Origin of the sequence: Rhodococcus sp. DN22 (genome assembly GCF_036669995.1) — a bacterium.
Lineage (GTDB): Bacteria > Actinomycetota > Actinomycetes > Mycobacteriales > Mycobacteriaceae > Rhodococcus_F > Rhodococcus_F erythropolis.
This window is the reverse complement of record NZ_CP133326.1, coordinates 1721170-1747210: the sequence shown is the minus strand read 5'-3', so window position 1 is coordinate 1747210 and position 26041 is coordinate 1721170. Positions and strand designations below refer to the sequence as shown.

At 63.3% G+C, this 26041-nt stretch carries 25 protein-coding genes; 11 read left to right on the top strand and 14 right to left on the bottom strand.

The window, feature by feature from the left end; all coding sequences use genetic code 11:
- Window positions 1–82 precede the first annotated feature (82 nt).
- The 4 genes from RA302_RS08105 to RA302_RS08090 are packed head-to-tail and all read right to left on the bottom strand — an operon-like array spanning window position 83 to window position 3947.
- Window positions 83–580 carry a YbjN domain-containing protein gene (locus RA302_RS08105; RefSeq protein ID WP_060939281.1) on the bottom strand — a complete coding sequence of 166 codons (498 nt, stop codon included), beginning with the start codon at window positions 578–580 and terminating at the stop codon, window positions 83–85.
- On the bottom strand, window positions 577–1905 hold the full coding sequence (gene mshA / locus RA302_RS08100) for a D-inositol-3-phosphate glycosyltransferase (protein WP_019744394.1): 1329 nt from the start codon (window positions 1903–1905) through the stop codon (window positions 577–579). The genes RA302_RS08105 and mshA overlap by 4 nt, the downstream gene beginning before the upstream one ends.
- A 42-nt stretch (window positions 1906–1947) precedes the next feature.
- Window positions 1948–2775 (bottom strand): alpha/beta hydrolase, encoded by an 828-nt coding sequence (locus RA302_RS08095; protein ID WP_020906763.1) that lies wholly within the window; start codon window positions 2773–2775, stop codon window positions 1948–1950.
- Window positions 2721–3947 carry an MFS transporter gene (locus RA302_RS08090; RefSeq protein ID WP_069146217.1) on the bottom strand — a complete coding sequence of 409 codons (1227 nt, stop codon included), beginning with the start codon at window positions 3945–3947 and terminating at the stop codon, window positions 2721–2723. The genes RA302_RS08095 and RA302_RS08090 overlap by 55 nt, the downstream gene beginning before the upstream one ends.
- A 111-nt stretch (window positions 3948–4058) precedes the next feature.
- Between RA302_RS08090 and RA302_RS08085 the strand changes: the two genes are divergently transcribed.
- The 3 genes from RA302_RS08085 to RA302_RS08075 all read left to right on the top strand — a co-directional run bounded on the left by RA302_RS08085 (window position 4059) and on the right by RA302_RS08075 (window position 6291).
- A complete protein-coding gene (locus tag RA302_RS08085; RefSeq protein WP_019744397.1) occupies window positions 4059–4832 on the top strand; it encodes a PIG-L family deacetylase in 774 nt (257 codons plus the stop codon).
- A gap of 65 nt (window positions 4833–4897) precedes the next feature.
- Window positions 4898–5290: a PaaI family thioesterase gene (locus tag RA302_RS08080; protein ID WP_003942017.1), complete on the top strand. Its 393-nt coding sequence runs from the start codon at window positions 4898–4900 to the stop codon at window positions 5288–5290.
- Complete coding sequence (locus RA302_RS08075; RefSeq protein ID WP_338480113.1) at window positions 5287–6291, top strand: tocopherol cyclase family protein; 1005 nt, start codon at window positions 5287–5289, stop codon at window positions 6289–6291. Before RA302_RS08080 ends, RA302_RS08075 begins: the two co-directional genes overlap by 4 nt.
- Here the strand turns inward: RA302_RS08075 and RA302_RS08070 are convergent.
- Window positions 6257–7126, bottom strand: a complete 870-nt coding sequence (locus RA302_RS08070) for a LysR family transcriptional regulator (protein WP_030535513.1) — start codon at window positions 7124–7126, stop codon at window positions 6257–6259. The genes RA302_RS08075 and RA302_RS08070 overlap by 35 nt on opposite strands.
- Window positions 7127–7196: 70 nt before the next feature.
- Between RA302_RS08070 and RA302_RS08065 the strand changes: the two genes are divergently transcribed.
- Window positions 7197–7556 carry a nuclear transport factor 2 family protein gene (locus RA302_RS08065; protein ID WP_019744400.1) on the top strand — a complete coding sequence of 120 codons (360 nt, stop codon included), beginning with the start codon at window positions 7197–7199 and terminating at the stop codon, window positions 7554–7556.
- Window positions 7557–7571: 15 nt separating this feature from the next.
- On the opposite strand, the gene RA302_RS08060 is transcribed toward RA302_RS08065, so the two are convergent.
- Entirely contained in the window at window positions 7572–8843 is a 1272-nt protein-coding gene (locus RA302_RS08060; protein ID WP_030535514.1) for an ROK family protein, read from the bottom strand.
- Window positions 8844–9185: 342 nt separating this feature from the next.
- Between RA302_RS08060 and RA302_RS08055 the strand changes: the two genes are divergently transcribed.
- Genes RA302_RS08055 through RA302_RS08045 form a run of 3 tightly spaced genes read left to right on the top strand, consistent with a single transcriptional unit; the run spans window position 9186 to window position 13264 of the window.
- Window positions 9186–10181, top strand: coding sequence for a TauD/TfdA family dioxygenase (locus RA302_RS08055; protein ID WP_338480109.1), 996 nt, complete (start codon window positions 9186–9188; stop codon window positions 10179–10181).
- Window positions 10178–12499 carry an arylsulfatase gene (locus RA302_RS08050; protein WP_047889772.1) on the top strand — a complete coding sequence of 774 codons (2322 nt, stop codon included), beginning with the start codon at window positions 10178–10180 and terminating at the stop codon, window positions 12497–12499. Before RA302_RS08055 ends, RA302_RS08050 begins: the two co-directional genes overlap by 4 nt.
- Before the next feature lie 15 nt (window positions 12500–12514).
- A complete protein-coding gene (locus RA302_RS08045) occupies window positions 12515–13264 on the top strand; it encodes an SDR family oxidoreductase (protein WP_338480105.1) in 750 nt (249 codons plus the stop codon).
- Between the two features lie 19 nt (window positions 13265–13283).
- Here RA302_RS08045 and RA302_RS08040 read toward each other — a convergent pair whose 3' ends face one another.
- The 4 genes from RA302_RS08040 to RA302_RS08025 form a co-directional block, all read right to left on the bottom strand.
- On the bottom strand, window positions 13284–14045 hold the full coding sequence (locus tag RA302_RS08040; protein ID WP_338480104.1) for an ESX secretion-associated protein EspG: 762 nt from the start codon (window positions 14043–14045) through the stop codon (window positions 13284–13286).
- Entirely contained in the window at window positions 14042–15562 is a 1521-nt protein-coding gene (locus RA302_RS08035; RefSeq protein ID WP_338480102.1) for a hypothetical protein, read from the bottom strand. Before RA302_RS08035 ends, RA302_RS08040 begins: the two co-directional genes overlap by 4 nt.
- Window positions 15563–15689: 127 nt before the next feature.
- A complete protein-coding gene (locus RA302_RS08030) occupies window positions 15690–16886 on the bottom strand; it encodes an Ig-like domain-containing protein (RefSeq protein ID WP_338480100.1) in 1197 nt (398 codons plus the stop codon).
- A 32-nt stretch (window positions 16887–16918) separates the two neighbouring features.
- Entirely contained in the window at window positions 16919–17962 is a 1044-nt protein-coding gene (locus RA302_RS08025) for a UDP-N-acetylmuramate dehydrogenase (RefSeq protein WP_338480098.1), read from the bottom strand.
- A gap of 74 nt (window positions 17963–18036) precedes the next feature.
- On the opposite strand from RA302_RS08025, the gene RA302_RS08020 reads away from it, so the two are divergent.
- From RA302_RS08020 to RA302_RS08010, 3 genes are all read left to right on the top strand, one after another.
- The gene (locus RA302_RS08020; protein ID WP_019744408.1) at window positions 18037–18534 is read left to right on the top strand and encodes a DUF2505 domain-containing protein; all 498 of its coding nucleotides are present in this window, start codon (window positions 18037–18039) and stop codon (window positions 18532–18534) included.
- Between the two features lie 76 nt (window positions 18535–18610).
- On the top strand, window positions 18611–19111 hold the full coding sequence (locus RA302_RS08015; RefSeq protein ID WP_003941898.1) for a DUF2505 domain-containing protein: 501 nt from the start codon (window positions 18611–18613) through the stop codon (window positions 19109–19111).
- Window positions 19112–19118: 7 nt separating this feature from the next.
- Window positions 19119–19907 carry a hypothetical protein gene (locus RA302_RS08010; protein WP_020968914.1) on the top strand — a complete coding sequence of 263 codons (789 nt, stop codon included), beginning with the start codon at window positions 19119–19121 and terminating at the stop codon, window positions 19905–19907.
- Window positions 19908–19977: 70 nt separating this feature from the next.
- Here the strand turns inward: RA302_RS08010 and RA302_RS08005 are convergent, their stop codons facing one another.
- From RA302_RS08005 to RA302_RS07995, 3 genes are all read right to left on the bottom strand, one after another.
- Window positions 19978–22020, bottom strand: coding sequence for an Ig-like domain-containing protein (locus tag RA302_RS08005; RefSeq protein WP_338480094.1), 2043 nt, complete (start codon window positions 22018–22020; stop codon window positions 19978–19980).
- A gap of 81 nt (window positions 22021–22101) precedes the next feature.
- A complete protein-coding gene (locus RA302_RS08000; RefSeq protein WP_037125968.1) occupies window positions 22102–23532 on the bottom strand; it encodes an Ig-like domain-containing protein in 1431 nt (476 codons plus the stop codon).
- A gap of 310 nt (window positions 23533–23842) precedes the next feature.
- A complete protein-coding gene (locus tag RA302_RS07995) occupies window positions 23843–24421 on the bottom strand; it encodes a hypothetical protein (RefSeq protein WP_020906750.1) in 579 nt (192 codons plus the stop codon).
- A gap of 127 nt (window positions 24422–24548) precedes the next feature.
- Here RA302_RS07995 and RA302_RS07990 point away from each other — a divergent pair, with 127 nt between their 5' ends.
- On the top strand, window positions 24549–25319 hold the full coding sequence (locus tag RA302_RS07990) for a DUF2993 domain-containing protein (protein ID WP_029254824.1): 771 nt from the start codon (window positions 24549–24551) through the stop codon (window positions 25317–25319).
- On the opposite strand, the gene deoC is transcribed toward RA302_RS07990, so the two are convergent.
- Window positions 25316–25981 (bottom strand): deoxyribose-phosphate aldolase, encoded by a 666-nt coding sequence (gene deoC / locus RA302_RS07985; RefSeq protein ID WP_024488037.1) that lies wholly within the window; start codon window positions 25979–25981, stop codon window positions 25316–25318. The genes RA302_RS07990 and deoC overlap by 4 nt on opposite strands.
- Between the last annotated feature and the right edge of the window lie 60 nt (window positions 25982–26041).

Sequence of the window (26041 nt, the reverse complement as noted above, 5' to 3'; positions counted from 1 at the left end):
GGAACAGTATTATTCCGTGACGACAGTCACAAGTAAAGGCCACTTTACGTGACACATCCGCGATGTGTCTCACCCCGCTCGATCAGCTCTGCGCGGGCTCCTCCTCGATGAGGTGCTTGAACGGTTCGAGATTCGCCAGCGACTCGCCTCGCGACACCCGCCATGCCCACTCACGCTTGATGGACGAGGAGAAGCCGAGTTCGAGGATGACGTTGAAATCGCCGTCGGCGGCTTCGAGAACCTGACCGAGCACTCGGTCGAGTTCATCGCCGGTCACGGCATGCTCCGCGATCTTGCCGACCAGGTAGATGTCCCCGACCTTGTCGAGTGTGTACGCCACCCCGTACAGACGGCGGTTGCGCTTGAGCAGGAACTTGTAGACGCCTTCGAAATTCTCGTCCACCTTGCGGCACACGAAGGCCTCGACCCGCACACCGTGATTGCCGACGGTGAGCAGAGTCGACGTCTTGAGTTTGTGTTCACCGGGAAGTTCGACGATGAAATGCGCGTCGTCTTTTCTGTTGAATTCGAGTTCGCGCTCGGTGAGAGCCTGCTCGATGGTGTCCGAAATGCTGCTCATGTACGCACTCCCCCGGTCCGGCGCAGACGCCACAGACCCCGCGCACGGCGGGGCGAGAAGTCGCTTGGACCGGTTCCGTTGTTGTAGTTGACTGCGGCTTTGCGATAGCTCTCGAGCAAACCGTCCGCGGTGTGTTCCCACGAGAAATTCTCGGCGTGACGCGGTGCCTGCGCGGCGAGTTCGGCCAAGCGCGTCGGCGCTGTCACCAAAGATTCGAGGGCGCCGGCCCAGTCTTCGGTGCGGTGTCCTTGAACCAGCAGGCCTGTCTCCCCGTTGCGTACGGCTACTCCCAGTCCGCCGACGTCGGCGGCGATCACGGGAGTTCCGCAGGCTTGAGCTTCGATGGCGACCAACCCGAAGGACTCCGAATAGCTCGGCACCGCAACCAGATCCGAGGCACGGTAGACATCGGCGAGACGCTCCGGTGCCTGCGGTGGCAAGAACGTCACCTGCGCGGTGATACCGAGTGATCGTGCAAGTTCGATCAGCACGTCCGGCCGCGCGAGACCAGTTCCGGACGGGCCACCGACGACGAGGATGCGCAGCGGCAACCCGGGCCTGCGGCTGATCACTTCGGCTGCAGCACGCAGCAGAACGTCCGGCGCTTTGAGCGGTTGGATGCGGCCGACGAAAGTCACGACGATCTCGCCCGGGTCCAACCCCAACGACGCGCGGGCGGAATCGCGATCGCCCGGTCGATAGCGGGTGAGATCGGCGCCGGGAGCCACGACGTCGATACGCGTGGGATCTGCGCCGTACAACTCGTGCAGCGCCTTGGCTTCGTCGGTGGTGTTGGCGACCAGGCGATCGGACTCGGCGACTACTTGCTGCTCGCCGATCTGACGTGCTGCCGGCTCCGGGGTGTCTCCCTCGGCAAGCGAAAGATTCTTCACCGCCGCGAGGGTGTGTGCAGTGTGTACGAGGGGAACGCCCCAACGGTCGCGAGCCAGCCAGCCGACCTGCCCGGACAACCAGTAGTGCGAGTGGATCAGGCTGTAGTACCCGGGCTCGTGTCGCGCTTCCTCCCGTAGAACGCCCGCGACGAAGGCACACAGTTGAGTCGGCAGATCCGCCTTGTCCAGCCCTTCGAAGGGACCAGCTGCAATGTTCCGAACCCGCACTCCGGGAGCGGCGTCCACCACGGGTGCGTCGGCCGAGGACGTCGCGCGGGTGAATATCTCCACCTCGACGCCACGTTTGGCGAGCTGAATCGCGGATTGCAGAACGTAGACGTTCATCCCACCCGCGTCACCGGTGCCGGGTTGCGCCAATGGCGAGGTGTGGACCGAGAGAACGGCCACCCGGCGAGGGCGCGAAATGTGCATGGGCGTCACGACTCCATACTGCCCCCTCACCGGGCGCGAACTCTAACCGAGGCTCGAGATGAAGGTTCGCACTTCGGACACGAATCGTGTCGGATCCTCCACGAACGGGCCGTGATTGCAGCCTTCCCAGTACGACGCCTGGGACTTGGGAATCAGTTCCTCGGCGTGCTTACCTGCACTCACGTCGACGACGGAGTCCTCGGTTCCGTGCAGAACGAGAACGGGGATATCCAGGTTGCGAAGCAAGTCGTCGTGACCGACAGCACGGTTGAACAATGCTGCGCGCACCCGCGGACGAGTCGAGAGGCTGTACCCGAACAAGGCCTGCGACGCTGCACCCTTGCCCTCGGGTGGGCCGGTGAGAGCGTTGCCGAAAGCGCCGAGTGCCCTGATCGCCTCGCGGGGATCTTCGGACATCGCGCCGGGAACCGCGCTACGCATCGCCGAGCCGACCTTGCCGCCCTTCTCACCGCGGCCGATGCTGGTGATCGCACCGACCAGAACCGCACCCGCCACCGCACCGGTTCCGTGCGCTGCCAGATAATCGCAGATCACCAGACCGCCGTACGACCAGCCGAGCAGTATCGCGTTCTCGGTGACGCCTTCTGCCGCGAGAACAGCCGCGACGTCGCCGGCCCAGTTCGCGGAGTCGTCGTATCCGGTTTCGGGAGCATCGGAGTAACCGTGGCCGCGCAGATCGACAGCGATCAGGCGGTAGTCCGCAGCCAGGTCCGCGAGGACCTGCTCGCCCCAGCACTGCGACGACTGAGCCCAGCCGTGCAGCAGCACCAGCGGGGTCCCCGCCGAATTTCCGGTTACTCGATAGACGATGGACGTGCCGTCGACGCTGACGGCTTCACGAATAGACATGCCGTCACGATAGAGGCTGCGACTGCAGCGCCGACCGCGAGCATGTACGCCGACGGGACGCCGTAGCGGTCGATCAGTTGCCCGGCCAGCGCAGACCCGAGCGCCACGCCGACGCCGAGGCCGGTGACCGTCAGGGTCATTCCCTCCGTGAGCTTTTCCGGGGGGACGATCTGTTCGACCAGGGCTGTCGCGATGATGAGCGTCGGTGCGACGGTCGCGCCTGCCAGCACGTACGCACCCGCGAGTGCGGCCACGTTTCCGACCAGGAGTAGTGGGACGCTGAGAACGGCGACCGCGGAGGACGCGATCATCAGTTGACCGCGCAGCGATCGCGCCGGGTGCATCGACCCGAAGATCAGTCCCGCGATTCCCGAGCCGCCGGCGAACAGCGCGAGGACCAGCGTCGCCGATCCCGGCGAATTCTGTTCCTCGGTGAACGCGATGGCGCCGACGTCGATGACGCCGAAGATCGTTCCGAGCATCACCATGATCACGATGACGATCCACATCACGTGATTACCGAGAACCGACCGTCCGCGGCCGGGTCGGCGCGGATGCACCTTCGGTTCGGTTCCTCGCTGTATGACCAGCAGCAGGGTTCCGGTGACCAGCAGAATCAGTCCCGCCAGCGGTCCGGCCTCGGGAAAGAGCCCGATACTCAGGCCGACCGAAATGACGGGGCCCGCCACGAAACAGAGTTCGTCCACCACGGATTCGAAGGCAAAGGCGGTGCGCAGCTGAGGTTTTCCGACATAGATCGCCACCCACCTGGCGCGGATCATCGCGCCGATCGTCGGGGTGGCGCCGCCGGGGACGACCAGAACGAAAAGCAGCCAATCGGGAGCTTCCATCCGCACTGCGAGCAAGAGCGCCCCGATCGCCGTGACGCTCACGGCTGCGGCAATCGGCAGGACCGCACGCTGGCCGAAGCGGTCGACCGCACGAGAGACCGCGGGCGCGATGATCGCCGACGAGAGCGCAAAAACCGCGGCGAGCGCGCCGGCGAGCGCGTAGTCACCACGAAGTTGCGAGATCATCGTCACGATTCCGATGCCGATCATGGCGATCGGCAGCCTTGCGACAAATCCGGCGGCTGAGAAGGCGACCGATCCGGGGGCGGCAAAGATCTCGCGGTAGGCACTCAGCAGGCCTTTGTTGGTGGATTCGCTCATGTCAGCTTCTCGTGCACTGAACAAGGTTCACAGAGCCGAGGCCGACTCGACAAATCGTTTTCACTGTGCGCTCGGGTTGACCTGTCGGTAACTTGCCTTACGATTGCGCGAATGAGTGTCCTGGTGTGTTTCCACGCCCATCCCGATGACGAAGTTTTCACTACGGGTGGCGTGATGAGAATGGCCGCCGACGCAGGTCACCGCGTCGTAGTCGTCACCGCTACCGACGGTGCTCTCGGTGAATTCCCCGACGGCCTGTTGGACGAATACGAGACGTTGGCTCAGCGCCGCAGCCGTGAACTCGAGGCGTCCACCGACGCGTTGGGCGCCAATCGCGTCGTGTCCCTGCATTACCCGGATTCGGGGATGGTGGGTACGCCCGAGAACGAGAATCCGGAAGCGTTCTGCAACGTCGACGTCGAGAAGGCCGCCGAGCGTCTTGCCGAGGTTCTTCGTGAAGAGAACGCCGATGTCCTGACCATCTACGACCCCAACGGCGGATACGGGCACCCGGATCACATCCAGGTCCACCATGTCGGCGTCCGGGCCGCAGAACTCGCAGGCACGCCGTTCGTCTACGAGGCGTCCACCAACCGCGATCACATGAAGATGCTGATGCAGGCCAACCCCGAGTGGACCGAAGAGGCGCAGCCGCCGGACATCGAATCGTTCGGGCTTCCGGCAGACCAACTCACCACCGCCGTCGATGTCAGTTCGGTGATCTCGTCCAAGCGCGCGGCCATGTACGCACACGCGACGCAGGTCGGCGATTTCGGCCCGTTCCTCGAAATGCCGACGGAGCAGCTCGCCGCGGCATTCGGCACCGAGTGGTTCCGTCGCCGCAACGCGCCGGAAGGTCTGTCCGAAACCGCCCTTCCCCTCTGAAGTCACCGCCCTCGATAAACCGAAGTCCCGGCGGAGGTTTCGGCGGCTCGTTACCATCGGTAGGCATGGACCTCGAACAACTTGTCGCGAGCATGCCTTTTGCAGTTCACACCGGAATTCAGTTGGACAGCGCGGCACCCGAACAGGTTGTCGGCCATCTGGATTGGGACAGCCACCGCACCACCGCCGGCAACGGAATGCACGGCGGCGCCTTGATGACGCTGGCAGACAGCGTCGGCGCCGTCTGTGCATTCCTCAATCTTCCGCCCGGTGCAAGCACTTCCACCACCAGTTCGTCGACCGTGTTCACTCGCGGGGTGCGCAAGGGCACGGTCACCGCAACCGCCCGGCCACTGCATGCGGGGCGCAGCACCGTCGCGGTCGTGACCGAGATTCGCGACGACGAAGGCCGCCTCGTCGCTCAGGTCACCGCATCACAGGCAGTATTGGGACCGTGAAGCGTCCCACGTACCGCGCCTCGGGTGCCACCCTGCCGTACGGCAATCTGCTTGCCTCCCATGATGTTGCGATGGAGGGTTACTTCTGGCGATTCACGATGCCAGGCAGCGGACGGGTGGTGATCGCGCTCGCCGGAATCAACAAGTCCGACGGCGGCAACTGGTCGACGCTCGGTCTCGCGGCGCATCCAGGCGGATTCCTCCGTACCGCCGAACATCCGAGCGGATCGGCCGATCCACGGATCCTGGGGGCCTACGCCGACAACGCTTTCCGCGGCAATGCCGATCGACTGCAGGTCGATTTCGGCGACAGCCATCTCGACGTGCGGATCAGCAATCAGCGATTCTGGCCGCATCGCCGCTTCGGGGGATCGAGCTACTTCCAATCAGTTCCCGCACTCAATCAATACTGGCATCCGTGGCTGCTCGGCGGCCGGGTCGAGGGAAGCGCCGTCATCGACGGGCAGAACTGGGATCTCACCGGGGCACAGGTGTACGGCGAGAAGAACTGGGGAAAGGGAGGATTCCCGGAATCCTGGTGGTGGGGACAGGCACAGGGGTTCACCGATCCGCGAGCCTGCGTGGCGTTTGCCGGCGGCCAGGTCAGCGCCGGACCTCTGCGCACCGAAGTCACCGCCGTCGTTGCCGCGCTACCGGACGGAACGGTATTGCGGCTGGGTAATCCGCTGACGTCACAGGTGGAGACGACGGTGTCCGACGATCGCTGGACTCTTCGCGGCTACAGCCGGAAGTGGAGCGTCGACATCGACGGGACCGCGCCCATCGCCGACGCACACATTCTTCCTGTTCCGATACCTGCCGAGCGTCGAAACGTGCCAGGAGCGCTCGAGCATCTCGGTGGAACCATGTCGGTCATCGTCCGCCGGCGCGGCACCATAGTCTGGAAGGACAGGTCACGGTTGGCCGCTCTCGAGCACGGCGGATTGGATCGGGCGCAGGCCGAACTCACTCGGCGGGAACAGCTCCCGCAAGATCGATGAGAGCGGAGGCCGCCGGATTCTTGCCGCCCGACGAACGCCAGACCAATTCCAGCCGAGATCGTGCTTCCGGTTCGAGATCGATCCGATGCAACTCCCCCACTGTCGACTCCGGAAGCACGGCCATTCCCAGCCCCTGCGCTGCCAATGAAACGATGATGCCGAGGTTGCTTGCCTCGAGCGCAACCGTCGGCTTGGTGCCGGCGGCGGCGCACGCGAAGTCCAGACACGTCCTGATGCCGGTTCCCTCCGGCAGACAGATGACCGATTGCGTCGCGAGTTCGGCAAACGGCAGAGACGACACCTCGGCCAGCGGATGATCGGCCGCTACTCCGGCCACCAGTCGTTCGTCGGTGATCACCCTCGATTCGAGCCCTTCCGGCAGCTCGCCCGCCACCCCGATGACGGCTATGTCGAAGGTTCCGTCCAACACTCCGGCAAGCAAACTGCGCGAATCGTCCTCGGCCAGCGAAATGTCCAGTCCGGGGTGTTTGTTGTGCAACCGACTGAGCAGATCTGTGAGGTCGGCGGAAGCGCAGGCGGTAACCATCCCGACCGAAACGGAACCCCGAACCAGTCCGTTCAGTGCATCGACAGCGTCGCGGGTGCTCTGAACGGAAGCAAGTGCAGCGTAGGCGTGCGGGAGGACAGCTCGCCCGGCGTCGGTCAGACAAACGGTTCGACCACTACGATCGAGCAATTCCTGCCCCAACTCACGTTCCAGCCGTTTGACCTGGGCACTCACACCCGGTTGGGCTACGTGAAGCCGCTCGGCGGCGCGAGTGAAGTTGGCTTCCTCCACTACCGTGACAAAGTATTCGAGCTGCCGAAGTTCCATAACTGCTGATTCTAGCTGCGAGACAAACTAGATCTTGGACTTATCGCCGGTGCGGTAGAACGATGGAAGCATGACAACAACAGATGACGTTCAGAAGGCCGGAACCCCGGAAGACATCGCAAAGCTTTTTGTGCAGTTCGCCAACGCTGGTGACGCAGACGCCGTCGCCGCACTCTACGAGGAGGATGCGGTGATGGCCTTCCCGCCCGGATCCCTCACCGTGGGTCGCCAAGCCATCCGCGAGGTGATCTCTCAGATGCTGGCAGCTGCACCGAGATTCACCGTCGAGGAATCTCTACCGACGGTGATCAGCGGCGACCTCGCCATGACCTCGACCAAACCTTCCGACGGAACCGGCGGGCGCACGCAGGTCGCGCGCCGCCAGTCCGACGGATCATGGTTGCGAGTCTTGGATCGACCGGAACTCTGACTACCCTCTTCGCAGTCAGACGGCCGACGCGCGACGCATGGCCGCAGCGGGATCAGCAAACAGTGAACTCAGTGACACGACCGTGGAGGCGTATTCCTGGACCCGATTACCGAAACCGGTAATTCGAATGTCCTTACGCTCCAACGAGGATGCCGTCGAGAAAGCCTCGGCGACATGGGGCACTCCGGCGGGATAGTCGGTGAATGCCTGACCACCCAGAATCACACGATCCGGGTTGAACAGGTCACGCAGCATTGCCACCGTCCGGCCGAGGACGCGTGCTCGATCAACCAGAAGTTCGTGTGCCGGAATGGAACCCGACGACGCAGCCCGGTAGACGTCCGCGATCGTGACACGCTCACTGCCCTGGATCACGGCGCCCGAAGACAAAGCCTGCGCGACTACAGCGCGGTCACTGATCGTTGCTTCAAGGCAACCCACGGCGCCGCAGGTGCACCGTGCGGACGAACCCGTCGGAAGGTGCGCGATCGAACCGGGTCCGCTGGACGGCGTGTGTACTCGACCTTCGAAAGTGATTGCGATACCGGCAGTTTCACGGGCGTAGAAGTACAGCCCGGTAGTGCCCGGCGTCGGAGCCTCGGCACGGTCGGTGCTGAGCAGTAGTTCCGACGCAGCCATCGCCTCGACGTGGGCTGCGACTGAGACGGGGAGATCCAAGCCGGCTCCGATGATGGATCCGACTTTGGCGCCCTTCCACCCCAGGCGCGGGTGATCGACGACTCCGGTCGCCGAATCGACGCGACCGCCGATGGCCACGCCGACGGCGAGTGGACGACGCTTGTGCCACCGTGAGGCAAAAGATTTGGCCGAGCGCGCAATGGTGGCAAGCGCGACAGCAGAATTGGTGGCGGGAGTCGGAATCTCGACGGCGCCGAGCACCTTCCCGCGGATGTCGCTGGCGATGATGCTGGTGACGACGGCACCGATATGAATGCCCACGGTCAAGTACGGCTCGTGGTTGACCTCGAACGGAACCCGCGGACGTCCGATGGCGCCGGAGGCCGTCAAGTCTGCGCGTTCGCGCAGGATCCCGAGGTCCAGCAGGCTCGTGACCTGCCGGTTCACGGTGGCAATACTCAGTCCGGACGCTTTCGCCGCGGTATCGCGAGAGAGCGGTCCGCGGGATCGAGCAATCCGCAACACCGTCGCGGACGGTCCGTCGGCAATGCGCAGTTCGGGCACGACGATCTGGGTACGGGCCCGCGTTCCCGAGAGCGCGGTTCGCGATCGGATGTTCGGAATGGCGGAGATGGTGGGTGTCGACATGGCTGTCCCTTGCAGAAGGAGGAGAAGGCGCATATCTCTGTCGACCGCGAAATCAGCTTTTGCGCTGGTCAAGCGAAGAGAAAGACAGGAAAGGCGCAGAAATTAGCTGCAGAAAGAACGGCGGCGACAACACAGCTCTCGCGCCAAGGGCAGACGCGAACCAAGCGCAGCGGTCACATAGGTGACCCGCAAAGCGGCAGGCTGGTCGGTCGACATGGCTCCAAAAGTAGCAGCTTCACCGAGATTCACAAATCAGGTGCGGTAACGATCACACTGACCACAACCCTGTCGAGGCGGATTCTCGCGTGTTTGGGTGGGTGCACTCCCCACGAAAGGTGCACCATGTCTACAGCTTTCGCCAAGCCGACCCTCACGGACGCGGCATCAACGAACGGGGCGGCTGCCGGCGCCGCTCGCGGCACTGTCACCCCCCTCGGCGCGCATATCGGCGCCCGAATCGACGGAATCACTCTCGGCGAGCACCTCGATCCGGCGACGATCTCACTCATCCGACAGGCGCTTCTCGAACACAAGGTGATCTTCTTCCGCGGACAGAACCACCTCGACAACGATTCGCAGTACGAGTTCGCCCAGCTGTTGGGCACCCCGACCACTGCCCACCCCACGGTGAAGTCGCACGGCGCAAAAGTTCTGCCCATCGATTCGGACCTGGGCAAGGCCAACAGTTGGCACACCGACGTCACCTTCGTCGACCGCATCCCCAAGGCGTCGATCCTGCGCGCGGTGCAGCTACCCGAATACGGCGGTTCGACGACGTGGGCGTCAGGGGTAGCCGCGTACAACGGACTGCCGGATCCACTCAAGGCGCTCGCGGAGAACCTCTGGGCTCGCCACACGAACGTCTACGATTACGCGGCCACCAGCGCCGAGCGTCTCACCGAAGATCGCACGGCCGCCTACCGCGAGGAGTTCCAGTCCACGTACTTCGAGACGGAGCACCCCGTGGTGCGTGTCCACCCCGAAACCGGAGAACGCACGCTCGTCCTCGGACATTTTGTCAAGAACTTCGTCGGGTTGAGCACCGAACAGTCGAACGGTGTGTTCAAGCTCTTGCAGGATCACGCCATCAAGCTCGAGTACACGACGCGCTGGAACTGGGAAGCGGGTGACGTCGCGATCTGGGACAACCGCGCCACCCAGCATTACGCGATCGCCGACTACGACGACCAGTACCGGCGTCTGGAGCGCATCACACTTGCCGGCGACATCCCGGTCAACATTCATGGGGAACGAAGCCGCAGTATCGCCGGCAACGCTTCCGAGTATTCGGTTATCGAAGGTGCAGTTGCGGCAGAAGGTGCCTCGAACAACTCATGACTCACGCAGATTCCGCCCTTCCGCCGCACGCGCGCGGTTACGAAGGCTTCGAGGGTCGAATCGGCCGCACCGCAGCCGATTCGACCCCGGCGTGGCCCACAGCCACGACCCCGCCTCTCGGATCACCCAACATCGTCGTGGTTCTGATCGACGACATGGGATACAGCGACATCGGACCGTTCGGCTCCGAGATCGAGACTCCCACCCTCGACCGCCTTGCCTCGCAGGGCATTCGAATGACCAACTATCACACGACGCCCCTCTGCTCGCCGTCGCGCGCCGCGCTTCTCACCGGCCTCAATCCGCACCGCGCCGGGTACGGATTTGTTGCCAACGCCGATCCGGGATACCCCGGACTGCGTCTGGAATTGGCCGACGACGTCCAGACACTCCCCGAAATCCTCCGCGGCGCAGGCTATGCGACCTATGCGGTGGGCAAGTGGCATCTCGTGCGCGACGCAAACCTCGCCCCGGGACGAAGTCGTGATTCCTGGCCGACACAGCGTGGATTCGATCGCTACTACGGCTCACTCGAAGGACTCAATTCCTTCTATTACCCCAATCAATTGATCTCCGACAATTCTGTGGTCGACGTCGACGAGTATCCCGAGGGCTACTACCTCACCGACGATCTGACCGACAAGGCCGTCGGGTACATCAAGGACCTTCGCGCCCACGATCAGGACAAGCCGTTCTTTCTCTACTTCGCACACGTCGCCATGCACGGACCCTTACAGGCCAAGCCCGCCGATCAGGCGAAATACCGCGGTCGCTACGACGAGGGCTGGGATCGAATCCGCGAGTCGCGGTTCGCCTCTCAGCTACTGCAGGGACTCTTTCCGGAGGGGACACGACAGGCACCGCGTAACTCCGAACCCGGATTCGACGTGCCCGAATGGGATTCGCTCACGCCGGAGGTGCAGTCTCGGTTCGCCCGCTACATGGAGGTGTACGCGGCGATGGTCGACTCGATCGATCAGAGCGTCGGACGCATCGTCGACACCCTGGACGAATTGGGCGAACTCGACAACACGATCATCGTCTTCACCTCGGACAACGGCGGCACCGCCGAGGGCGGTTCGGACGGGACTCGAAGCTACTTCGCGCAGTTCGCACATATTCAGGATCCGGACTGGGTGGGCGATGTCCCACACGACGAATCCCTCATCGGCGGACCTGAATTGGGCGTGCACTATCCACGTGGATGGGGGCAGACGTCCAACACCCCCTTCCGGTTCTACAAAGGGCAATCCTTTGCCGGTGGGATCCGTGTTCCCTTCCTCCTGTCCTGGCCCGCGGGATTGAAACCCGAAGCGGGCGACAACGGGATCCGCGACCAGTTCGCGTATGTCACCGACCTGACGCCGACGCTTCTCGAACTGGCCGGAATCGAAACCCCCACCGTGCGAAACGGGCTGCCTGTCAAGGAGTTCGACGGCGCGTCGAGCGCGCCGGTTCTGCGTTCACCCACCGCTCCGAGTACCCACACCGAGCAGTACACCGAGGTGACCGGAATCCGCGGCTACTACAAGGACGGATGGAAACTGCTGGCGCTCGCTCCAGCTGACATCGACAAACCGCACTGGCAATTGTTCGACGTCCGAGCCGACCCGACCGAGCTCGACGACCTCGCATCACGGTTTCCCGACAAGGTTCGCGAACTCGCCGAGGCCTGGGACCACTCGGCGTGGGCGAACACCGTGTTTCCTCTACTGGGCAATACCGTCGGCGCGGTTCGCCGTCCGGAGGAGGAGGCACTCTCACGCCCGGTGCGACTACTTGCGGGAACGCCCCCACTGGAGCGCTACCGCTCATCCAAACTGATCGGGTTCCGTGACTTCGACATCACGATCGAACTCGACGGTTACCGCGAAGGCGACGCCGGCGTCCTTGTCGCCCATGGGGATCCACAAGGTGGATATCTTCTCTACGTCGAGGACGGCAACCTGCATCTCGGATACAACGCCTTCGGTTCCTACTCCGTGGTCGATGCGGGGCCATTGCCGGTCGGCACCAAGCGAATCGACGTGTCCGTGGCGGTGTTACCGCGGTTGCGTTGGGATCTCCACGTCAGCGTCGACGGCATTCACGCGGGCCAACTGCTCGGGCAAGTACAACTGGTCGGGATGGCGCCGTGGACCGGCATCTCGGTCGGGGTCGACGCCAGAGGACCTGTGTCGTGGGAAGTACGACGACGCCACGGACCATTCCGGTACAGCGGCGCGCTGCGCGCCGTCACCTACACCCCTGGCCCGGTCAAGGTACCGCGTCGTCACATCGAATCCATCGAACGGGAGGCAGAGTATGCCGCCGACTAGCCCTACGATTGCATCATGACCATTTCTTCCGATGCCCGCATCGCCGTAGTCACCGGAGCCAGCTCCGGAATCGGTGAGGCCACCGCCCGCACCCTGGCCGCTCAGGGATTCCACGTCGTGATCGGTGCTCGCCGCGTCGATCGTCTCGAGAAGATCGCCGAGGAAATCGGTGGTACAGCTCTCGAACTCGACGTCACAGACGAGGATTCCGTCGACGCGTTCGCGGCCGTGGTCCCCCGTGTCGACGTGTTGGTCAACAACGCGGGTGGTGCAAAGGGTCTGGCAACAGTCCTGGACGCCGATCTGGACGACTGGCGGTGGATGTGGGAGACCAATGTTCTGGGTACGTTGCGTGTGACGAAGGCACTGCTGCGCAAGCTGATCGATTCGGGTGACGGTCTGGTCGTGACCATCACCTCGGTGGCCGCGCTGGAGGCATACGACAACGGCTCGGGCTACACCACCGCCAAACACGCTCAAGCCGTCCTTCATCGGACATTGCGCGGTGAACTGTTGGGTAAGCCCGTTCGACTGACCGAAATCGCGCCGGGAGCCGTCGAGACGGAGTTCTCACTCGTCCGGTTCGAGGGCGATCAGGACAAGGCCGACAAGGTGTACGAGGGAATCACACCGTTGGTGGCGCAGGACATCGCCGAGATCATCGGTTTTGTCGCGTCGCGGCCGTCACATGTGAACCTCGATCAGATCATCGTCAAGCCGCGGGATCAGGCAAGCCCCGGTCGGTTCCACCGCACCACCAGCTAGTTCGAATCGCACCGAACAGCTAGAGCCTCGGGCGAATCGACTGACGGAGGACGGAGTCGAGATTGCGTGCAATCTCGGCCTCCGTCACTTCCGCGGAAGCGCCGCGGGCACTCACGGTTTCACCCGCGGTGATGATGTACCGACCGTCGCCGGCATAGTCGTACCAGTGGAATGTTATTCCGTCGTCTGTCGGCCTGCTGTCGACGGCTCCTCCCGGGTATGCGGTGACTTCACCGATCGAGGTCCGCTCTCGGCCGAAGAATCTGCTCACTTCCTCGCTCCCGCGCGCACCGGCTGCGCTGCTCAGAAAGCTCTGCCTCCCCGCAGTTTTCGGCCTTTCGATGTTCAGGCCACGCTCCGATCCAGCGGGGCAGGTCGGCAGGTGATCGACGAGCATCCGTGGAATTGCCGATGGGCGTGCGACGGTGAAAACCACGTCGGAGCCACAGTCGACAGTCCTGCCGGGCAGTTGAGTCAGGAGCACACCCAGGTCGCCGGCAACAACACCGTGCAATCGCGTCACCGTACTCATCTTCTGCCCGTGAAAACCGGAAACCTCCACACGAGCATCAGGATTCGCAAGAGCACCGAGAACGTGATGCAGCCGATCGTCGAGCACGGCAGACAGGTGCGCTCCCGCTCGACGTCGCTCCGCTGTCAGCTCGTTCATGGCGTCGGCCGCCGGACGAAACCGCAGCGGGTACGGGAGTCGGTCACGTCCGACCGCTTCCCAGAGAATCTGGAATTCGAGGCCGGTGAACTGCCACTGCATGGTGGTCATTCGCCCAGTACCGCCGGGGAGACCATGGGTAGGTCGCCGATCAGGGCGTTGCCGTTCTCGACGGTGACGAGGTAGCCGGGGGTGTCGTGAACGTTGTCTTCGTCTTGCCCTTGCCCTCGTCCCGGTGCCATGCCGCCGACGCCACCCATCGCTCCCCGACCACTCTGCGCGCCCGTCGCCGAAGTACCGCCAGTTCCGTTGACTCCCCCACGTCCGCCACCGGCGAGGCCACCGCCGCCGCCAGGGCCTCCAGGTCCGAGGGCTCCACCTGGCCCGAAGCCGCCGGTACCGATTCCACCGGCAGAACCTCCACCCGAACCGCTACCCACCAGGCCTGACGGCACGCCGGAACCGAGCTGAGCACCATTCGGAGTTGCACGGGCAAGGCCATCCGGCGCTGCACCGGCGGACAGTGGACCGGCATGTGCCGCGGTGGTCCCGGCCGGGCCGGAATCGTTTGCGGACCGGGCGGCGTCGGCACCGGAATTCCCTTGGGCGTCAACACCACTACGGTTGTCACCATTTCCGGAACTGCTGCTGGAAGGGTTCTGACCGGAACCGTCCCCGGCCGGATTTGCACCGCCGGAGTTTCCACCGTCCACTCCTCCGCCAACTCCGCCACCCGACGCCGATGGCGCTCCGAGCCCGTTCCCCGTTCCCGAGGCCATTCCTCCGCCGGAACCACCACCACCGAATGCGCCGCCACTTCCAGCCCCGCCACTGCCGGTGACCGGATTGAAAGCGGCCGGGAGGATCGGCACCTGGTCGTCCGCACGCTTCATGTACGGCAGATACACGTCCTTCATCACCTGGCGCGCTTGACGTTCGGCTTCTTCCGCTTCGTATTGGGCCTGCTTCCACGTAGCCCCGGGAACCAGGCTGAGAAACCTCTCGACCGTCGAGGCGCCGTCGGGTGCCGGAATCGAGCGTTTGGCCTCGTCGAGTGCGATCTTCGCCTCCTCGATCTTGTTCGAGATCAGATCGACCCGCACCTTCAGCTCACCCGCATCAGCCGAGTAGGCCAGCACTGCTTCCAACGCAGCCGAGCCGCCGCGCCCCTGCCAGCCTTCGGTGATTGCACCGTTCACATCGTTCTGGAACTTCCCGATGCCAGATTCCACCCGGCCGGCAATGGCCTTCCAGGCCTCACCGATTGCACTCAGGGTTGCCGGATTCATCTCGTTGACGTGGTCGAAGATTTCGGAGTACGACATCGCATCGAAAGGATCGTCGTCCACGATTGCATGTTCGCTGTACTCGAGCGATGACGTCTGGGCGGTGAGGGCATCGCGCTCACCCCACGCTCGTGCGCGCTCTGCATCGGCGTCGGCGGTCGCAACAGCCATCTCGTCGTCGAACGCGCCGCGGTCGTCGGTTACGGATTGCACCAGAGCAGATGTAGCGACTGCGCTCGCGATGGGAGCGCCGACAACTGGCAACGCCGCCACGCCGGACGGGACGGCATGCGTCGCTTCGGAGATCCTGCCAAGCACATCTTCCAGAAATGGAATGCCCACCGCTGCCCCCTGACGTCGAAATCCCCGTCGGACTCCCCCGAGCCGACAGCGCTTACCTGTATTGACGCAAGCAACGCCCGGATGGTTCCGCTCGTCGACGGATTTCTCGGTTCACAGCAGTAGAGACTTACGCCAGTGCAGACATCGACTTCCAGGTCGGCAAATCGATCGCCCAGTCGTAGATGTCGCCGTCCGCAGGCGACAGGTCGATCGACGTGCCGGTCACCTCGACGGGGTCACCGTAGAGGGCGGTTCCGAAGTATTGCTGCGCGTCGGATGTCGACAGGTTGATGCAACCGTTCGTGACGTTCGACGAGCCCTGTACCCCGGTGGTTTCGGGATTGGCGTGGATGAATTCGCCGTTGTTGGAGATGCGCACCGCCCAACGCTCACGCACGTTCTCGTAGAACGGCGGATTGGACATCATGAAGTCTTCGTACTTCTCCGTCACCATGTGAATGCCACTGCGCGTGACGTTTCGAGGTTCGTTTCCCTCGCCGTAGCTGACGGGAATGTCCATGATCGTCTGACCGTCTCGCACCACCTGCATGCGGTGGCTTGGCGCGTTCGCCTTCACGATCTGGCTACGACCGATCGTGAAGTCGAGCGTGAGATCCTGGTCGCCGTACGCGCCACCGCCGTAGTTCAAGCCGTAGAGCTTGGCGTCCAGATGGACAGTTGTGCCCGGCACCCAGTAATCGGCCGGTCGCCAATGGGCCCGTGATCCGCCGTTGTCGTCGGGCAGCCATGCCCACGATCCGGCGGTGGGTGGCACGGTGGTCACGACAAGCGCCTTCTCGACGGCCGCCTTGTCGACGACGGAGTTGTCGAACTGCAACGTGATCGGTGCCGCGATACCAACTTCCTGGCCGTCGGCGATATTGAGGGTGGCGCCGGTGGTCGACTCCGGGGCGACCGTCGTAAAGCTCCCCTGCACTGGCACAGATTTGCCGTCGGTTCCGGTAGCCGAGCCCGACCACGAATACGTGGTGCCGTAGCCGAGTGCCTCACTGACGGTGAACGTTGTCTTGTCAGGCGAGAGTTGTCCGGCGACGGCCTTACCGGCCGCGTTGCTGAGATTGACGTCGGCCAGTGTTCCCTGGGTCACCGCGACCGAGACGGGCGCGACCGGGCTGACGTCTTTGGTACCGGGTGCCGGCGTCGACACCACGGTCGCAACAGGTGCTGGTTCGGCGGCCGCCGCACCGCCTTGTCCGTCCTTGCCACCGATCGTGCAGCCGACAGCGGCCACCATCACGGCGAGCAATACAGCTACCAACGCAACAAGACGCGAACGACTTCTCCGACCACCCAGCTCATGCACTTCAACAGGCTACCTGCGGGCTCCGTCAGGAATCAGATGGTGACGCCCACAGTTACCGGTTCCGGTTCCAGGTGGACACCGAACGCGGCTTCGACGCCGTCGCGAACCGTCCGCGCGAGCGAGACCACATCCGCGCTCGTTGCCGACCCTCTGTTGGTCAACGCCAAGGTGTGTTTCGTCGACAGCCTGGCCGGTGCATCTTCACCGGGATACCCCTTGGAGAATCCGGCCCGTTCGATCAACCATCCGGCCGAGAGCTTGGTTCCACCACTGCCCGGGAACTGCGGCACGGTGACGTCTCCGAGCTGTTCGGTTATTGCTCCGAGCACAGCGGGCAGCTTGTCGTCCGGCACCACGGGGTTGGTGAAGAAGGAACCCGCGCTCCAAGTGTCGTGGTCGTACGGATCGAGCACCATCGCCTTGCCGGTCCGCAATCCCAGAACCGCCTCGCGGACCTGCGACGCAGGCAACCGCTCGCCTTCCTCGGCCCCGAGTGCGGTGAACAGTTCGCGGTACGCGAGCGGGGCGCTCAATCCGTCGGTCGACGCATCGAATTCGACGGCGAGAACCACTGCTGCATCGGAATGCTTGAGAACGCTCGACCGGTAGCCCAACTCGAGTTTCGACGGTTCGACCCACGACACTTCGCCGCTGCGTCGGTCGAGCAATTGAACCTGCCGGAGCCGCGAGCCCACCTCGACGCCGTACGCGCCGACGTTCTGCACCGGCGTCGCACCGGTCGAGCCCGGAATCCCGGACAGGCATTCGAGGCCGCCCAGTTCCGCGGCGACGGATTGGCCGACTACTTCGTCCCACACTGCGCCCGCTTCGGCAATGACGCGGTCCGTGTCGAGGCTCACGGTGGTGTTGGCCACACGAACGACAACTCCGTCGAATCCCGCGTCCGAGATCACGAGATTCGATCCGCCGGCGAGAATCAGCGTCGGGATCTGCTCGCGATCGAGCAGCGTCACGACGTCGATCAACGACTGCGTCGTCGGGCATTCGGCGAGCAGCCGCGCCGGTCCTCCGATTCGGAGCGTCGTCAATCCCGACAAGTCAACGTTCTCGGACACGAAAGCGCCTGATTCCACGACGCGTCTGCCAATGGTTACGTCCCACACATCGATAAACGGTAGCCTCCACAATCGTGAGCCGTCGCATCGAGCATTCGTCGAAGTACACAGTCCCCGCCGAGAAGGTCCATGAGGCGGTGACCTCCGAGCAGTACTGGCGCGACCGAATCGTCGCTGTCGGTGGTCCCGGCGCGGCGATCGAAGAGCTGACCGTTCGCGACGAGACCGTCGCGGTCACGATGTCGCAGATCATTGCTGCCGAGCATCTCCCGAGCATGGTGTCGAAGGTCGTCAACGGCGACATCGTCATCAAGCGCAGTGAGACGATGGCTCCTTTCAAGGACGGCAAGGCCACTGGCACCTTCTCCGCCCACGTCGACGGTGTTCCCGCCCGTATCGAGGGCACGCAGGTCCTGACTGGTGACGAGAACTCCGCCACTCTCGAAATCGAGGGTGAGGTCGAGGTCAAGATCCCGTTCCTCGGCGGGAAGATCGAAAGCGCGATCGTCGACGAGGTTGTCCGGCTCATCCAGGCCGAACAGGACTTCACCCGGGAGTGGATCGCTAAGTAAAATCCTGCGGGCGGCGATAGTTGTGGATACGGCCAATTTGGCTTGTCACAGCGCGTAACAGGTATTCTTTCCGATCATGGCTCGCCGCATCGACTACTCCGCCCGCTATCAGCACTCCCCCGAGCAGGTCTACGCGGCACTGGCGGACCGCTCGTACTGGGAGGCCCGCGTCGAGGAGATGCGCAAGCATTCCGAGAACCATGTGGAACATTTCGAGGTCACCGATTCCGGAATCGATCTCGTGCTGCACCACATTCTCCCGCGCACCGATTTGCCGGACATTGCTCAGACGGTGATGAAGAAGGATCTGGTCATCACGCGCAAGGAGTCGTACGGCGCCTTCGGCGACACCGTGACCGGAACGTACGAAGCGTCCATCCCGGCCGGGCCGGGGAATCTGTCCGGCACCATGGAGTTGTTCGCGACCGAGACCGGGTCCACGCTGCGAACCACGTCCGAGGCGAAGGTCTTCATACCGTTCATCGGCGCGAAGTTGGAACAGCTCATGCTCATCAACCTCGTCGATCTGTTCCGCACCGAAGCCCAGGTCACCGCGACCTGGCTCGCCGCACGCTGAAGCCGACGTGAAGAAGGCTCCACCCCCGAAGATCGAGGGGGTCATCACCCGTGGCACGACGGGGATCAACAGACTGCGACGAAGTGACCGGTGGATCGTCCACAACCGCACTATCGCGCACGCCCTGAACAACGCGGCCGATCCGTTGATCGTCGACCTCGGGTACGGGGCGAGGCCGGACACCACCTTCGAGATGGCAAGCCGCCTCACCGCTGTCCGGCGGGATCGACGCGTCATCGGGCTCGAGATCGACCCCGCCCGCGTGGTCGAGAGTCGTGACGGTGTCAGCTTCGCCCGTGGCGGATTCGAACTGGCCGGTCTCACACCCGTTTTCGTACGCGCCTTCAACGTCCTCCGGCAGTATCCGGAAGACGCCGTGGACTCTGCGTGGGCGCACATTCAGTCCGGCCTCGCCCCCGGCGGACTGCTACTCGACGGAACCTGCGACGAGCTCGGAAGGCGTTGCGCCTGGGTGCTTCTCGACGCCGATCGTCCATTGACCCTGACACTGGCCTGGGACCCCTTCGACATCGAGCGTCCTTCCGACATCGCGGAACGTCTCCCGAAGGCTCTCATTCACCGCAACGTTCCAGGTGAGCCGATCCACGCGCTGCTCAGCGCGGCCGATCGAGCCTGGGCCACCGCTGCGCCACACGCCTCGTTCGGACCTCGGCATCGCTGGGCTGCCGCATTGGAAATTCTTCGGGCGCAAGGAATTCCCGTGCAACCCGCGCGACGACGTCTTCGCGACTGCATCCTGACGGTGCCATGGCATGTCGTAGCGCCGAACCCCTGAACTCGCAGACGGGAAACGCCTCGCCGCAGAGGTTGTCTCCGCGGCGAGGCGTCCGTGTGCAGGCGTCGGGCTAGGACCCGAAGATGTTTTCCAGGCTTCCCAGCGAACCTGTCGAACTGCCGCCGTTGCCGGGATCGCCGCCGTCGGACTCTGCCGTGACCTTGACGGTGACTGCGGCCTGGGTCTCGGAACCGAGATAGCCGTCAGTTCCGCTGAACACCGCGGTGATTCGGCGATCACCGAGTTCGGTGAAGGTATGCGAGAGCGTGGCCTTGCCGTTCACCACCGCAACCGGTCCGCCGATCGGGGTGGTTCCGTCCATGAACTGGACCGTTCCCGCACTGAGCGTAGGAACAACTGCCGCAACAAGGTCGACCTTCGCACCCTTGACCGCTGACGTCGGAGCGCTCACGGTAATGGACGTTTCCTGATCCTCCGCAGCCGGGGCTGTGACCGAAACCGTTTGCGCGGCCGAGGTAGAGGTGAGGAATCCTGCTGCACCCGAGTACACCGCCGTGATGTCGTGAGTGCCAACGCTCGCGAACTCGTGCATGATCGACGCTTTGCCGTCGACGACCGGCACCGCCGAGCCGAGATTGCCCGAGCCGTCCTTGAACTGCACCGTGCCACCCACCGGCGACGGAGTGACCGCCACGGAGAGACCCACTGCCGTACCGGTTTTCGCATCCGCCGGAACGGTCAAGACCGTCTCGGTCTGCTGGTCGGTGGGAGCCGGCGCCTTGACGTTCACAGTCTGGGTGTTGGACGTCGAACCCAGGTAGTTGCCCGAACCCGAGAATACTGCGGTGATGCTGTACTCGCCCGCCACGGTGAAGGTCGGCATGGTTGTCGCCTTACCCGTGGCGTCCACTGGAACCGAGGGGCCCAGATCCCTGCCACCTTCCTTGAACTGCACGGTGCCACCTGCAACACCGGTCGAGACAGAGGCAGTGAACGACAATGCCTCACCGGTCGACGCCGTCGACGGGCCGACGAGGGTGGTCGTTGTGTTCTCCTCGACCACCACCGGAGCGACTGTCAGCGCATGGGGCGCCGACGTCGAAGTCTGGTAGACACCGGAACCGGAGTACACCGCCACGATCGAATGCGCGCCTTCTGCATAGGAATTCGTCAGCGACGCCTTGCCGTTGGCATCGACGGTAACGGCGCCGCCGAGGTCGGTTGCACCGTCTTTGAACTGCACCGTGCCACCCGCCGGAGTAGGCGACACCGTAGCCTCGACGGTCACGGACTCACCTGCAACTGCACTTGCGGGGCCGGTGATCGCGGTTGCAGTGCTCTTGTCCGCTTCGGACACGACGACGTCGACAGCTGACGACGTGGAGGTCGCCACCTTTGCATTTCCGAGGTACTTGGCCGTCACGCTGTGGGTTCGGACGTCAGCCGGTGTCCAGGCAAGTGTTGCAACACCATTGGCGAGCGCGCCTGCACCGATCTTGGTGGCACCGTCGAAGAACTCCACCGAATCACCGTCGGCACCACCGGTCACCGTCGCACTCAGCGGAACAGGTTGTCCCAACTTCACGCCACTGGCCGGTGACAGCGTCGTCGTCGAAATGTTCTTCGACACCGTCACCGCCGGGCCCTTGTTCTGGAAATCGGAACTCGTCACTGACGCGTTGTAATGCACCGAAGTATCCAACGGCACCTCACGCGCACAATCCGCGCCCACCGTGTACTTGAACTCGAAAGTCTTCGAGTCGTTGTTGTACAGCGGCCACTCTGTCAGTGACCCCTTCACACGAACAAAATCAGCACCCTTGGACTCGACACTCCGCGTCGAACCATTCACCTTCGCCGAACCCTCGACGTACGTCAGACATGTCGGATGAACATCCTTGATCGCATACAGGTAATCCACGACGATGTTCTTCCGCTTGAACACAGTCTTCACGGTGATCGTCTCGCCCTCGGACGGAGTCACATTGCTGATCGTCCGCGTGTATTCGTAGTTGTTCGCATTCCACGTCAACGAACCCGGTGTCTCCGGCGCAGCTCCCGCAACCCCGAGACCCGTAACCGCCGCGAAACCCGCAGCAACAGCAAACACACTCAAACCTGCAACTGCACGACGTGCAGAACCTACAGACATAGATTTTCCTTCTCGAGAAGTGAGGGATATGGGTGATGCCCCACCACCTGAAGCGGGCGGGGCATCACCGGGTATTGATTGCTAGGAGCCGAAGATGTTGCCGAGGCTGCCGAGCGAACCGGTGCCGTTGCCTGGTTCTTCACCGTCGACCGGTGCGGCGATCTGGACGGAGACCTGATCGGAGGATGCCGTCACCGTGCCGGCGCCCGAGTACTCCGCCGCGACAATTCGCTGACCCTGAGTTGCGGGCTTCCACGAAAGGCTGGCCTTCCCGGATGAATCGACCGTAGCCGTGCCGATGACGGTCTCACCGTCCTTGAAGGTGACTGTGCCACCGGCATTTGCAGGACTGATCTGAGCGGAGATCGTCTGTGCAACGCCGACCTGCCCCGCTACTACGCTGAGATCTGTTGTGGAGCTTGTTGTTCCGGCGGGCTGTTCGGCGACTGTCACATTCGCGGTGGTACTCGACCCGGTGACGCCGGATCTGCCGGCGAACACGGCCTCGACGTTCTGCGCACCGGCAACCGTCGGAACCCAGGCGTAGGTCGCTTCACCGGTTCCTGCCACCGGCACCGAAGCGAGCACCGTTCCGCCGACCTTGAACGTGACCGTTCCACCGGTGCCCGACGCGGACACAGTCGCTTTGAGAGTGGTCGACTTGCCGACCTGCGCGCCCGAGATCGGCGCCAGCGTCGTACTGGACTGAGCATCGGCCTGCGAAACGTTCACGATCAGCGCTGCCGAAGCGGAACCGACGGCACGCGCCGTGTCGGCGAACTTCGCTGTGATCGAGTGATCTCCACGGGTGGTCGGTGTCCAGGCAAGTGTTGCAACACCATTGGCGAGCGCGCCCGCACCGATCTTGGAACCTGCGTCGAAGAACTCCACCGAATCACCGTCGGCACCACCGGTCACCGTCGCACTCAACGTCACCGGCTGCCCCACCTGAGCGCCACTGACCGGTGACACGGCCGTCGTCGAGACGTTCTTCTGAACATTAATCGACGGACCACGACCATTCGTCGTGTCGTCAACGAACACCGTCCCGTCGAAATGCACCGTCGTCGACAAATTGGTACCACGAGCACAATCCGCACCGACGCGATACTGGAATTCGAACGTCTTGACGTCACCGCCCCACATCGGCCACTCCGTAGCACCCGCACTCAACCGAACAGAATCAGTAGCCACCTCGTTGACACGGAACGCACTACCGTTCACCGTCGCCGAACCATCGACATACGTCATACACGCCGGATGAAAATCGCGCACCGCATACAGATTGTGAACTCCAGCAGTTCGCTTGAACACCGTCTTCGACGTGATCACATCACCCTCGGACGGCGTGCCGTTACTGATCGTCCGAGTCACCTTGTACCCATCGGAATTGAACTCCGCCGTCACCGGAGCCGCACCAGCAACCCCGACACCCGCAACCACGGCAAAACCCGCAGAAACAGCAAACACACTCAAACCACCGACAACACGACGAACACCACTCACGGACATCCACATCCCTCTCGCACACGGGAGCAGACAGCCGTCCAGGACAAGCGTCCGTCTGCTTTTGATGCCGTGACGTTATCCCATTGACTGTAAAGTAACTACGCTTTTCACCGAATTAGTTCATCGCCGACATCACCAAGCTGCAGCGATCATGGGTCGAAAGTCCCGAAGTACTGGTCCAGATATCGCTCCACCTGCACTGAAGAGAGAATATTCGCCCCGAAGTAGCGCATTTCAAATCTCTGATATTGGTGTCATATTCGATTTCGAACGTGATGCCAGAAGGTCGCAGAAGCATAGAAATCAATCTCGATTACAGGCTTGCGGCGAGCGCCAACTCCACTCGGACGGCAACGTCGATGCTCGCGTTTTCACACGAGAGATACAACTCGTGCGCGTCGAGTCGACCTATCGCTACCGCATCGGCGACTACTTCGTTGAGCAGAACTTGAGAAATTCCACCGGATGCGAGGTCGTGCACGGTGCGCAAAGGCGTGGTGATGCGGATGGGTCCAATCTGTTCGCACTCGTCGTCCGCGAGCGGCAGTCGGTGCAGGGCGACTTGGCGGGTCGGCGCCGCGAGTGGGTGCGCTGTCGAGAGATGAATGAAGCGAGGTTGCAGGTGCCCAAGGCCATGTAGATCTGCGGCGCTGTAATGCGAGACGGTGGCGCTACCGGCGAACCACGTGCACCACTTCGCAAATTCGTCCAAGGCAGTATGTCTGACGCGTTCGAGGCGAAAGAGTCCCCGGCACTCACACGTCCATGTTCCGGATTCCGTCATCTCCTCCATCGACGCCAGACCGAAACCCAGTTCGGACGCTTGGAGAGCCGTGACAAATCCACACTGTCGCAGCGCAAGCAGCTCGAGTGATTCGTAGTCCGAAGCCATGACCACCTCCGGTGACCGTCGAAAACGCCGTTTCGAACAGACTACGGGCGACTGTGTCGCGCATCACAGGAATGAGGAAGTGCGTATTCACAGAGTTCGTTCAGACTCGTCGGGAAGAATCTGGCGAATGACTGTCGCAGCGAACAACCCTCGTCCGCGCAACCGAGTGCTCGTCATCCTTCTCGTGGTGATCGCCGTGCTCGTGGCGGCACTCGTCGGTGGAGAACTGTACGTACGCAACCAGGTGAAGACCTGCATGGCCGATCAGTTCCAGAGCGAACTGGGATCCCAGGTCGACGTCGGGTTGAGCTGGAAGCCCGTACTCCTGCAGGCAGTCGACAAGAAGGTGCCGTACATCAGCATCGACAGTGACGACTCTTCGTTCGGCCCCGCAACGGGGATGCAGGTTCACGCGAAGGTGAACGACATCAACTTGCAGCCCTCGGCGGGTAACAGCGGCACCATCGGCAGCTCCAGCGCCGACGTCACCTGGTCTACCGCAGGCATTCTCGCCACCTTGCAGGAGCAGACCTTCGGTGGCCTCGTCTCCGGCGTCACCGCCGACTCGAGCGCCGGAACACTCGCGTTCGACGTCGGACCGGTCGGGCTCGCCAAGCTCACGGTCAAGCCCACCGTCACCAACGGCGTGGTCGACGTTCAGACCGTCGGCGCCGAGATTCTCGGATTGGGTCTGCCGACAGACCTGGTCGACGGCATCGTCCAGACACTCACCGACAGCCTGCAGACGTACCCGCTGGACATGAAGCCCACCAAGCTGACCGTCACCGACGACGCAATCCAGATCTCACTGGAGGGCGGCGCTTACGCCATGCCCGTCGCCGACGCGAACAACCAGAACGCCTCGGCGGTGCCGGACAGCTGCGGCCTGCTGACCTAGTCGGTCAGACCGTCCAATACTGCTCGGGTTCCGGACAATCCGAGACGGGTGGCGCCGGCCGCAATCATGTCGAGTGCGGCCTGCGTCGTACGTATTCCGCCACTGGCTTTGACTCCCACGCCCGGGCCGACCGTCCGTGCCATCAGTTCGACGGCCTCGACTGTCGCCCCACCCGCGGGGTGGAAGCCGGTGGAGGTCTTGACGAAGTTCGCCCCGGCGCGCACGGCCGCGCGGCAGCATTCGACGATGGCCTCGTCGGACAGCGCTGCGGTTTCGAGGATCACTTTGAGGATCGCACTCTCCCCCATCGCCTCACGGACGGTGAGGATGTCCGCGAGCACAGCGCTGTAGTCGCCCGCGACCGCCGCTCCCACGTCGATGACCATGTCGATCTCGGCTGCGCCCTGATCGACGGCCAGTCGCGCCTCGGCACCCTTGACCAGTGAATGATGCTTCCCCGACGGGAATCCGACGACGGCCGCCGTCACCAGTCCGTCGGCGCGAATCGGCAACATCGACGGCGAGACGCAGACGGCCAGCACACCGAGGCTGCGTGCCTCGTCGATCAGGGCGGTCACATCGGCCGCGGTGGCTTCGGGTTTGAGGAGAGTGTGGTCCACCATCGCGGCAACCTGGGAACGAGTGAGTGCAGCTTCAGACATGATGGAAAGCTTGGCACACCACCACGCGACCGTCGCCGCAGCCGCACCTGAGAGACTAGG